Origin of the sequence: Xanthobacter luteus (assembly GCF_040049235.1) — a bacterium.
In the GTDB taxonomy this organism is placed as follows: Bacteria; Pseudomonadota; Alphaproteobacteria; order Rhizobiales; family Xanthobacteraceae; genus Xanthobacter.
The window spans coordinates 320645-330662 of sequence record NZ_JBDZDO010000007.1; the positions used below are offsets into that span (position 1 = coordinate 320645).

The following is a 10018-nucleotide window of genomic DNA, read 5'->3' on the forward strand; positions in this document are numbered from 1 at the left end:
CCGCAGGCGGAACGCCCCCCTCACCCCAGCCCATACCTTGACGTGATCACCTCCACCGCCTTCGCCGCCCCCGCCCAGTCATAGGTGCGGAAGCTGTGGCCGCGGGTGACGTATTGCGCGCCGGCGTAGAACATCTCGTATTGCTGGTGGCGCGAGGCGAATTCCGAGCCCACCGCGTCCCAGGTGAGCTTCAGCAGCTTCACCCGGTCCTCGCCGCTGACGGCGGGGGAGATCTGCGTCAGGCGGATGATGCGGGCAAGGTCGGCGTTGGAGAAGTCCTCCACCGAGGAGGGCAGCATCAACAGCGCGCCGCCGGCGAGCTCGCGGACGGTGCCGATGACCTGGGGATAGATCTCCTGCGAATGCACCTGGGCGGCGTAGAGCAGATGCCGGTCGGGCAGGAAATAGCGCCCGCGCTGATAGCCCGCCGCCTCCATGCCGTAGACCAGGCCCTCGATCATCGCCGCCTGGGCGGCGAGCTTGCCGAGCGTGTCGCGCACCTGGGGGAAGTTCGACGTGCCGATGATCTCGGTCAGCGCGCGGGCAAGGCCCACCAGGAATTTCAGCTTCACCGAGAGGCGGATCTGCGCCTGGTAGTTTTGATAGACGTGGCCCGGCGTGTCGTGGAACTGGGCGCGGCACATGTCGGTGTCGCGATAGGTGAAGACGCGCTCCCACGGCACCTTCACGTCGTCGAAGAACACCAAGGCGTCGTTCTCGTCGTAGCGGGCGGCGAGCGGGTTGTCGAACTCGCTCACCGCATGGGCCTCGAACGACTTGCGCGACAACAGCATCAGGCCCGGCGCGTCCATGGGCAAGGCGCAGGAGAAAGCGAGGTGCTCCTCGCCCGGCACCAGCGGCTGGCCGGAGCTGACATAGATCTCGTTCGCCATGATCGAGGAGGTGGCGAACAGCTTGGCGCCGCGGATGGTGATGCCCTCGTGGTCCTCGTCGACGATGCGGGCCACCATGTCCTCGGCCCCCTCCTGCTGGCTGCCGAAGGCCTTGGAGCGGTCGCCCTGCACGTTGTTGATGACATAGGTGAGGAACACGTCGCGCCGGCGCACGTCCTCGAACCAGTCGCGGAACGCGGCGGCGCGCTTGGCGTCGTGCCGCTCGAACACCTCGAAGCCCATATACTGGCCGCACACCGAGGAGGCCACATGGTCCGGCGAGCGGCCGAGGAAGCCGCCGGTCAGCTGCGCCTGCGCCACCAGCGCCTGGCGGCGGACGACCAGGTCCTGGTAGGTTTCGGGCAGCTGCCAGGCCCTCCCGACACGATGACCGGGGCTGAGCTCGAACGTCATCTTCTCCAGGTTCTCGGGCGCCGCCTGGTAGTCGTAGAGCATGCCGGCCGAAGCGACGGCGTTGCGGAAGGCGGGGTGGGTGGTCACGTCCCCCACCCGCTTGCCGTCCAGATAGACGGCGCGCCCGTCATTGACGCTGGCGACGTGCTGGGCGCCGTCCTTGACCTGCGCTTGGACCGGGCCTTGGGCCGGGCCTTGGGCCGGGCCTTGGGCCGGGGCTTGGGAAAGGCCGGGGGCTGCGTTCATGTGGGGCGTGCTCCTCTGGTGTCGGCTGGTCGAGCGAAGGCGCACCCCCGCCGATCCGGCCCGCTTTTTGTCGGCGGGCACTCCGTGGCGGCTAAATGCTAGCATTATTAGCTTTTTTTACAAGTGTTTTGGCGGCATCCTCGGCTTGGATCGGGCCCGCCGGCGGGCTAAAGGCAGGGGAGCCGGGCGGCGCGCGCCGGCAGCCGGGGCCGAGGAGTTGCAGACGTGTCCGATGCGAGAAAGACCCGGGCCGCAAACGGGGCGCCGAAGAGAGCGGCTCCGGCTGAGCGGGCGCCGCTTCAGGCCGCGCCGCTCACGGTGTCCCGCCCCGAGCTGCTGGCGGACGGCAGCGACCGGGAGTTCCGCCAGCTGGTCCACGCCTTGTTCGGCTTCCTGGCGCGTCACGAGGCGGTGCGCGCCGGCCACGCCGCGCGCATCGGCCTCGCCGGGGTGGAATATTCCGTGCTCATCTCCATCGGCCACCTGGACGCCGAGGAGCGCAGCGTGAGCGTCAACAGGCTCGCCACCCATCTCCATCTCAGCGGCGCCTTCATCACCACCCTCACCAACAAGCTGGAACGCCTCGGCCTGGTGAGCAAGGAGCCGGACGACGCGGACCGCCGGCGCGTGAAGCTGCGCATCACCGCGGAAGGCTGGCGCCGCCTCAGCGCGCTGGCGCCGGTGCAGCGCCAGGTGAACGACGTGCAGTTCGGCCCGCTCACGGCCGGGGAGTTCCGCCTGCTCAACGACATCATGGGCCGGCTGATCGACAGCAGCGAGCGGGCGCTGAAGCTGCAGGCGTTCCTGGCAGACCCACCGGCGTCGGAGCAGGCGCCGGCGCCGCTGCCCGCCGCCACCGCCGGCAAGCGGAAGGGCTGACCGGCCTCAGCCTCCGGCCCGCGCCACGAGCGTGCGCAGGCCGGGGCTCTCGGGGTCGGTCAGCTGCGCGAGCACGGTGAGGTGGTTCGCGCCGGCAACCTGCGCCCCGCTCGCTTGGACCCCGCTTTTGCCCCAGGCGCGGACGATCTCGTCCGCCTGCGCGAGATAGACCTCGCTCTCCAGCGCCCCGACGAGGACGTCGAGGATGCCGCTGTCCGGCGCCGGCTGGAGCAGCGGGCTGAGCGCCACCGCGCGCGCCTCGTCGAGCTTCAGAGCCCCGTTGATGGTGGTGCCGATCACCGGCCGCAGATCATAGATGCCGGAGATGGAGAAGGCGGAGCGCACGAAGTCCCCGGGGAGTCCGTGCCTGGTCCAGTCCTCGGCCAGCATGCGGGCGGCGAAGTTGCCCCCCGCCGAATGGCCGGCGATCACCACCGGGCGCCGCCAGCGTTCATAAGCGCGCACCATGACGGTGCACATCTCGCGGTAGATGTCCTCGATCCGGACTTCCGGCGCCAAAGTGTAGTTGGGCATCATCACGTCGACGCCGTGCCGGTTCAGCCCCGACGCCAGGTGGCTGAAGGCGCGGCAGTCATAGCGCTGCCAGTAGCCGCCGTGGATCAGCACCACCGGGGCGAGGCTGCCGCCGCCGCCGTCCCCGTGGAAGACGTCGACATACTGCCGCGCGCCGGGACCGTAGGGGATGCCGAGCTCGGCCCGCGCCTCCTGCCGGTAGGCCTCGGCGTCGCGGTGCCAGCCCTCGATGACGGTCTCGCGATCGGGGATGCGCAGCGCGATGTTGATCTGGGTCTCGTAGTCCACGGCCTCGATCTCCATGGCTTGGCCTCGCAGCGGGCGGGGTATTCGATGTGGATGGCGTCAGCCGCGCCTGTCCGGGGCATTGACGCAGCCGATTGCCCCGCGCCGCAAGCCCGTTCGCGCACCGGGCCCGACGTGATCCCCGGACCGCCGGGGGATGACGGCGCGCGCAACGGGCGGGCCCGAGCTCTCCTTTGGAGACCGGCCGCTCCGGCGCTAGCGGAATTTCGGCGGGCGCTTCTCCAGGAACGCCTTCACACCCTCGCGCGATTCCTCGGTCTGGTAGAACAGGCTGAGCGCCTGCATGCCCATGGCGGAGATGGCGCGGATGTTCTCGCTGTCGAGGTTGAACGACTTCTTGGCGATGGCGATGGCGGTGGGGCTCAGCGCATGGATCTCCATGCACCAGCGCTCCACTTCCGCGTCGAGCTCGTCGGGCGGCACCACCGCGTTGACGAGGCCCATCTCCAGCGCCTGCTGGGCGCTGTAGCGCCGGCACAGCATCCAGATCTCGCGCGCCTTCTTCTCGCCGACGCCGCGCGCCAGCAGCGCCGTGCCGAAGCCGGGGTCCACCGAGCCCACCTTGGGTCCGACCTGGCCGAACACCGCGGTCGAAGCGGCGATGGCGAGGTCGCAGCAGGTGACGAGCACGTTGCCGCCGCCGATGGCATAGCCGTTGACGCGGGCGATGACCGGCTTCGGCACGTCGCGGATCAGGCTCTGCAATTCCTCCACCGGCAGGCCGATGGTGCCGCGCCCGTCATAGGCGCCGTCATGGGCCGACTGGTCGCCGCCGGTGCAAAACGCCTTCTGCCCGGCGCCGGTGAGCACGATGGCGGCGATGGACTTGTCCCAGCCCGCCTTGCCGATGGCGTGGATCAGCTCCTCGCAGGTGATGCCGCGGAAGGCGTTGTACTTCTCCGGCCGGTTGATGGTGACCCAGGCCGCCGGCCCGCGCACCTTGTAGGAAATGTCCTGGTAGTCCATCGCTCGTCCCTATCCGTGCATGGTCAGGCCGCCAGACACGCTGATGACCTGGCCGGTGATGAAATCGGCGTCGGCGCTCGCGAGGAAGGCGATGATGCCGGGCAGGTCGTCCGGCTCGCCCAGGCGCTTCAGCGGGATCGCCTTGCGCAGGCCGTCATAGATCTTCTGCCCGAACTCCCCCTCCCCCACGAACGAGCGCAGAAGCGGCGTGTCGGTGGGGCCGGGGCACACCACATTGACCCGCACATTGTCGCGCGCGCACTCGCGGGCGATGGTCTTCGAGAATGCGATCAGCCCGCCCTTGCAGGCGGAATAGACCGATTCCCCGGAGGAGCCGACCCGTCCGGCGTCGGAGGCGATGTTGACGATCTTGCCGCCGCCGCCGGCGATCAGCGCCGGCAGCACCGCCTTGTGCAGGTTCAGCGGCCCGCGCAGGTTGATGGCGATGATCTTGTCCCACAGCTCCGGATCGGTCTCCACGAACGGCTTGGCGATGTCCCAGCCGGCATTGTTGACGAGGATGTCGAGCCGCCCGAACTCGGCCTGCGCCCGCGCCACCGCCGCCGCCACGTCCTCGAAGCTTGTGATGTCGAAGGCGAGCGGGAGCACCGCGCCGCCACCCGCCCGCAGCTCCTCGGCGAGGGCCTCGAGGCCGGCCGCGTTCACGTCGGCGGCGGCGAGCTTGATCCCCTCGGCGACGAAGCGCCGGCAGATCGCCTGGCCGATCCCGCCGGCCGCCCCGGTGACGATGGCGACGCGGTCCTTCAGGCCTCTCATGTCTTTGTCCCCTATCGTTCAGGCGCCGTCATGCCCCGGCTTGTCCGGGCCATCCACCTCGCCCTTTGCCCTGCGCCTCACGCCGGATCGCGGGGCCGGCCACAGAGTGGATCCCCCGGACCAGCCGTGGGATGACGCCGCCGGTAAGGCGTCCGAGCCGGAGACGCGGAATCCGTGGCCCATGACAGCCTTATTCGCCTTGGTCCTGGATCAGGCTGCGCAGCTTGAACTTCTGCACCTTGCCGGTCGCGGTGCGCTCGATCGGCCCGAAGATCACCCGGTCGGGGACCTTGAACTTGGCGAGCCGGGCGCGGCAGAAATCGAGCAGCTCCTCCGCGGTGAGCACGCCGTCCGCCCCCCCTTTCAGCTCCACGAAGGCGCAGGGCCGCTCGCCCCAATGGTCGTGCTTCATGGCGATCACCGCCACCGAGGCCACGGCGGGGTGCTGGTAGAGCACCTCCTCCACCTCGATGGAGGAGATGTTCTCGCCGCCCGAGATGATGATGTCCTTGGAGCGGTCCTTGATGTCGATGTAGCCGTTGGGATGGACCACCGCGAGGTCGCCGGTGTGGTACCAGCCGCCGGCGAAGGCCGCCTCCGTGGCGGCCGGGTTCTTGAGGTAGCCCTTCATGCCCATGTTGCCGCGGAACAGCACCTCGCCCATGGCCTGGCCGTCGCGCGGCACCGGCTGGAGGGTGAGCGGATCGGCGACCATCATCTGGTCCGTCACCACGGTGCGCACCCCCTGGCGGGCCATCATCCTGGAGCGTTCCTCGCCGGGCAGCGCGTCCCATTCGCCGTGCCAATCGCAGAGCGAGACCACGCCGTGCATCTCCGTCGTCCCGTAGACGTGGCGCACCACGAAGCCGAGGTCCTCGGCGGCCTTGAGCACCGGCGCCGGCGGCGCCGAGCCGGCGGTCATCACCGCCACCGGCGCATGGAGGCGGCGCCCCGCGCGGGCGGCGCCCTCCACCAGCATGCCGAGCACCGTCGGCGCGCCGCACAGATGGGTGGCACCGGTCGCGTCGATGACGTCGAACACCTGTTCGGCCAGCATCTTGCGCAGGCAGACATGGGTTCCGCCCACGGCCGCCACCGCCCAGGTGAAGCACCAGCCGTTGCAGTGGAACATGGGCAGGGTCCACAGATAGACCGAGCTCGGGTCCATCCGGTGGTGGATCACCTGGCCGAGCGCGTTCAGATAGGCGCCGCGGTGGTGATAGAGCGCCCCCTTGGGGTTGCCGGTGGTGCCGGACGTGTAGTTGAGCGAGATGGTCTCGAACTCGTCTTCGGGCCACACCACCGGATCTTCCGCGCTGCCGGTGGCGAGCAGTTCTTCATAGGTCAGGGCGCCGACGCGCCCGCCGCCCTCCGCCATGTCGTCCTCGATGTCGACCACCAGGGGCTTGCTGGACGACAGAGCGAGCGCCTCCGCGGCGATGGCGCTCCACTGCCGGTCCACCAGCAGCACCTTCGCTTCGCCGTGGTCGAGGATGAAGGCGATCGCCGCCGCATCGAGCCGGATGTTGATGGTGTTGAGGATCGCGCCCGCCAGCGGAACGCCGAAATGCGCTTCGAGCACCGCCGGGATGTTGGGCGCGAGCACCGCCACCACGTCGCCCTTCTGGACGCCCGCTTGCCTCAGGGCCGAGGCGAGCTTGAGACATCGGTGCGCATAGTCGCGCCAGGTCAGGCGCTCGGCGCCATAGATCACGGCGGTGCGCTCGGGGAACACGTCGGCGGCGCGGAACAGGAAGTTCAGCGGCGTCAGCGGCTGGTAATTGGCATCCCGTCTCTGGAGAAATGGGGCATCGAGGTTCAGCGTCACGACTTCCCTCCCTAAGCGCCCGCCGTCTTGTTTCGGAGCTGCCATGGCCCCCTGCGACGGACGTCGAACTCACCGCGCCATCAGATGCGGTTGCCCACCATGGCCCCCTCCAGGATCGCCCGCTTGGCGTCGAGCTCTCCCGCAAGCCGCGCGCCGCCGACCACGTGGACGCTCTGGCCGCGCGCCTCCAGCTCGTCGGCGAGGCTGCGGTCGCTGTCCTGGCCGGCGCAGACGACGATGGTGTCCGCGGGGAGCACCTCCATTGTGTCGCCGACCGCGATGTGCAGCCCCGCCGCGTCGATCTTCAAATAGCGCGCCTCGGCGATCTGGCGCACGCCGAGGTCCTTCAGCTCCTGCCGCAGGATCCAGCCCGTGCTCTTGCCCAGCGTCTTGCCAAAGCCGCCGGGCGAGCGCTTCACCATGGTGACCTGCCGGCGCGCGCTCGGCGCCCGGCGCGCTCCGGCGATGCCCCAGCGCTGCTCGAACTCCGCCACCGACTGGCGCTCGCCCGCCTCGCCCAGGGCGAGGAACAGCGCCACGTCATGGCCGATGCCGCCGGCGCCGATCACCACCACCCGCGCGCCGGCCGCCACCTTGCCGTCGAGGATGTCGGTGTAGCCCACCACCCGCGGATCGTCGGCACCGGGAATGTCGATCGGGCGCGCGGTGACGCCGGTGGAGATGATCACTTCGTCGTAATTGTTGCGCCCCAGCGCCTCGATGCTCACGCGGGCGCCGGTGCGCACCTGCACGCCGGCGTGTTCGAGCTGGCGCGTGAAGCTGTCGACGGCGAGGCCGTAATCCTCCTTGCCGGGCACCTGCGCGGCGAGGGTGAACTGTCCGCCGATCTCGGGGGCCGCCTCGTAGAGCGTGGTGTGGTGGCCGCGCCGGCCCGCCTCCAGCGCCGCCGAAATGCCGGCGACGCCGCCGCCCACCACCGCGACGCGCTTGGCGCGCGCGGCCGGTGCATCGGAGAATTCGCCCTCGCGCAGCGCGCGCGGATTGACCAGGCAGGAAATCACCTGGCCGGTGAAATAATGGTCGAGGCAGGCCTGGTTGCAGGCGATGCACACATTGATGAGGTCGCCGCGGCCGTCGCGCACCTTGTTGACGAAGGCGGCGTCGGCGAGGAACGGCCGGGCCATGGAGATCAGGTCGGCGGAACCGTCCTCGATCAGGCGCGCGCCGTCTTCCGGCAGGTTGATGCGGTTGCTGGCGGTGACCGGGATCGACACCGCCGCCTTGATGCGGCGCGTCGGCGCCGCGAACGCGGCGTGGGGCACCGTGCCGGCGATGGTGGGGACGGTGGATTCGTGCCAGCCGATGCCGGTGGACAGGCAGTCGGCCCCGGCCTTCTCCACCTCGCCCGCGAGCCAGACGGTCTCGGCCTCCGTGAGCCCGCCCTCGATCAGCTCCAGCGCCGAGATGCGGTAGGACAGGATCGCCCCCTCCCCCAGCGCGGCGCGCACCGCGCGCACCACGGCGAGGGCAAAGCGCGCCCGGTTCTCGAGCGCGCCGCCCCATTCGTCGTCGCGGTGGTTGGTGCGCAGCGCCAGGAACTCGCTGATGAGATAGCCCTCCGAGCCCATCACCTCCACCCCGTCATAGCCCGCCGCGACGGCGAGGCGCGCGGTGTTGGCGTAAGCGGCGATGGTCTCCTCGATCTCCGCCGCTGGCAGCGCGCGCGGGGTTTCCTTGTTGATGGGCGCGCGGATCGCCGAGGGCGCGACGATGGCCGGATGGTAGCCGTAGCGGCCGGCATGGAGGATCTGCAGGATGATCCGGCCGCCGGCGGCATGCACCGGCGCGACGATCTTGCGGTGCGCGTCCACCTGGTCGGGCCGCTCGAACGTGCCGGGCTCGTCCTTCATGCGGCCGGCGAAGGTGGGCGCGAAGCCGCCGGTGACCACCAGGCCGACCCCGCCTTTGGCGCGCTCGGCATAGAAGCGGCCGAGCTCGTCGAAGCGCTCCGGATGGGACTCCAATCCGGTATGCATCGAACCCATGACGACGCGGTTGGCCAAAGTGACCTTGCCGACGGCAATGGGCCGAAGCAGCGCCGAACGGGCCGCGCTCATGGGCAGTTCCTCCACAGCCTTCGCGCGCCGCCCGGCGCGCGTTTGTCATTGCTCCAAGGAATAGACGGCGGATCGGATTAGTGTCAATATCTTTGCCTTTCCGGATGGGTTGGCCGCGGCTGGCGGCGGCGCCGAGACTGGTTTGAACGCTTCTCTTTTTGCGGCGCAGCATCCTGCGCTCCGCCGCGCACCGGCCGCTGAACCGTCGTCGTCTTTCACTCCATTTATATCAATATATTTACTGAAAAGCCGTCATTGATGCCAGCGGCGCGCCGACCCCGGCCGGGCCCGAACGCGCTCTGGAGCGCGGCAGCGTTGCCAACTATGGTGGCCGCCATGGATCAGGTGTGGCGGCGCGCCCTTCGACCGCCCGCGTGACAAAGGTGCGAACCGGAGCTGGCCGCGTGAATGCTTCAGGGGAAGATCGCTTGATTGCGCCGCACGAGGAGCAGACCTCCGCCGACCAGCTGAACAATCGGATTTTCTTTCGTCTGTTCCAGCTCGGCAATACATTGCAGCGCCAGTCGGTGAAGGAGCTCGGGGTGACGACGGTCCAGTGGGCGGTCATCGGCGCCCTGTCGCAGAAGCACCGCCCCGAGGGCATGGCGTTCGGCGACCTCGCGGAATATCTCGTGGTCAGCCGCCAGAACCTCGACGGCGTGATCAAGCGCCTGGAGCGCGGCGGCATCGTCGAGCGTGCCACCGACCCCAATGACCGCCGCGCGCGCCTGGTGCGCCTCACGCCCGCCGGACACCGGCTCTGGCCGGACCTCAGGAACAAGATCTTCGAGTTCTACCGGCAGGCCGCCGCCGGCTTCAGCTTCGACGAGCGCGCCTCTTTGGTGCATTTCCTCGGCAAGCTGCAAGCACAGCTCCTCACCGTGGAAGTCGGCTACAAGCCTCCGTCCCTCGCCGAGGGCGAGGAGCAGAAGCCGGGCTGACCGCCGCGCGCCCTTGTGGGCCCGCGGCGGCCCGCTCGGGCTCAGAACCTGGTGCAGGCGTCGGGGCCGATGGCGTCCTCGGCCGACACCTTGCCGATGATGTCGAACTTGCCGTTGTTGATGCGCACCACATACATCGGCTGCATCGCCTGGTGG

Annotated in this window: 8 protein-coding genes; 2 read left to right on the plus strand and 6 right to left on the minus strand. The window is 69.5% G+C overall.

Translation table 11 applies throughout. The features are described from left to right. Positions 1-20 precede the first annotated feature (20 nt). Positions 21-1553: a 4-hydroxyphenylacetate 3-hydroxylase family protein gene (locus ABLE88_RS20845; RefSeq protein WP_348833679.1), complete on the minus strand. Its 1533-nt coding sequence runs from the start codon at positions 1551-1553 to the stop codon at positions 21-23. A 225-nt stretch (positions 1554-1778) separates the two neighbouring features. On the opposite strand from ABLE88_RS20845, the gene ABLE88_RS20850 reads away from it, so the two are divergent. Then, positions 1779-2432 carry a MarR family winged helix-turn-helix transcriptional regulator gene (locus ABLE88_RS20850; RefSeq protein ID WP_348833681.1) on the plus strand — a complete coding sequence of 218 codons (654 nt, stop codon included), beginning with the start codon at positions 1779-1781 and terminating at the stop codon, positions 2430-2432. A 6-nt stretch (positions 2433-2438) separates the two neighbouring features. On the opposite strand, the gene ABLE88_RS20855 is transcribed toward ABLE88_RS20850, so the two are convergent. The 5 genes from ABLE88_RS20855 to ABLE88_RS20875 all read right to left on the minus strand — a co-directional run bounded on the left by ABLE88_RS20855 (position 2439) and on the right by ABLE88_RS20875 (position 8921). Then, positions 2439-3269, minus strand: a complete 831-nt coding sequence (locus ABLE88_RS20855; protein WP_348833683.1) for an alpha/beta hydrolase — start codon at positions 3267-3269, stop codon at positions 2439-2441. A gap of 198 nt (positions 3270-3467) precedes the next feature. Continuing rightward, positions 3468-4238, minus strand: coding sequence for an enoyl-CoA hydratase-related protein (locus tag ABLE88_RS20860; protein ID WP_348833684.1), 771 nt, complete (start codon positions 4236-4238; stop codon positions 3468-3470). A gap of 9 nt (positions 4239-4247) precedes the next feature. Further along, the gene (locus tag ABLE88_RS20865) at positions 4248-5015 is read right to left on the minus strand and encodes a glucose 1-dehydrogenase (protein ID WP_348833685.1); all 768 of its coding nucleotides are present in this window, start codon (positions 5013-5015) and stop codon (positions 4248-4250) included. 190 nt (positions 5016-5205) lie between these two features. Then, positions 5206-6843 (minus strand): AMP-binding protein, encoded by a 1638-nt coding sequence (locus ABLE88_RS20870; protein ID WP_348833686.1) that lies wholly within the window; start codon positions 6841-6843, stop codon positions 5206-5208. 80 nt (positions 6844-6923) lie between these two features. Continuing rightward, positions 6924-8921, minus strand: coding sequence for an oxidoreductase (locus ABLE88_RS20875; protein ID WP_348833687.1), 1998 nt, complete (start codon positions 8919-8921; stop codon positions 6924-6926). Between the two features lie 428 nt (positions 8922-9349). Between ABLE88_RS20875 and ABLE88_RS20880 the strand changes: the two genes are divergently transcribed. After that, the gene (locus ABLE88_RS20880) at positions 9350-9862 is read left to right on the plus strand and encodes a MarR family winged helix-turn-helix transcriptional regulator (protein ID WP_348833688.1); all 513 of its coding nucleotides are present in this window, start codon (positions 9350-9352) and stop codon (positions 9860-9862) included. The last annotated feature ends 156 nt before the right edge of the window (positions 9863-10018 follow it).

Bases quoted from the DNA above. Each gene is read 5' to 3' on its own strand.
- ABLE88_RS20845 (WP_348833679.1), bottom strand. From the start codon at position 1,553: ATGAACGCAGCCCCCGGCCTTTCCCAAGCCCCGGCCCAAGGCCCGGCC.
- ABLE88_RS20855 (WP_348833683.1), bottom strand. From the start codon at position 3,269: ATGGAGATCGAGGCCGTGGACTACGAGACCCAGATCAACATCGCGCTG.
- ABLE88_RS20860 (WP_348833684.1), bottom strand. From the start codon at position 4,238: ATGGACTACCAGGACATTTCCTACAAGGTGCGCGGGCCGGCGGCCTGG.
- ABLE88_RS20865 (WP_348833685.1), bottom strand. From the start codon at position 5,015: ATGAGAGGCCTGAAGGACCGCGTCGCCATCGTCACCGGGGCGGCCGGC.
- ABLE88_RS20875 (WP_348833687.1), bottom strand. From the start codon at position 8,921: ATGAGCGCGGCCCGTTCGGCGCTGCTTCGGCCCATTGCCGTCGGCAAG.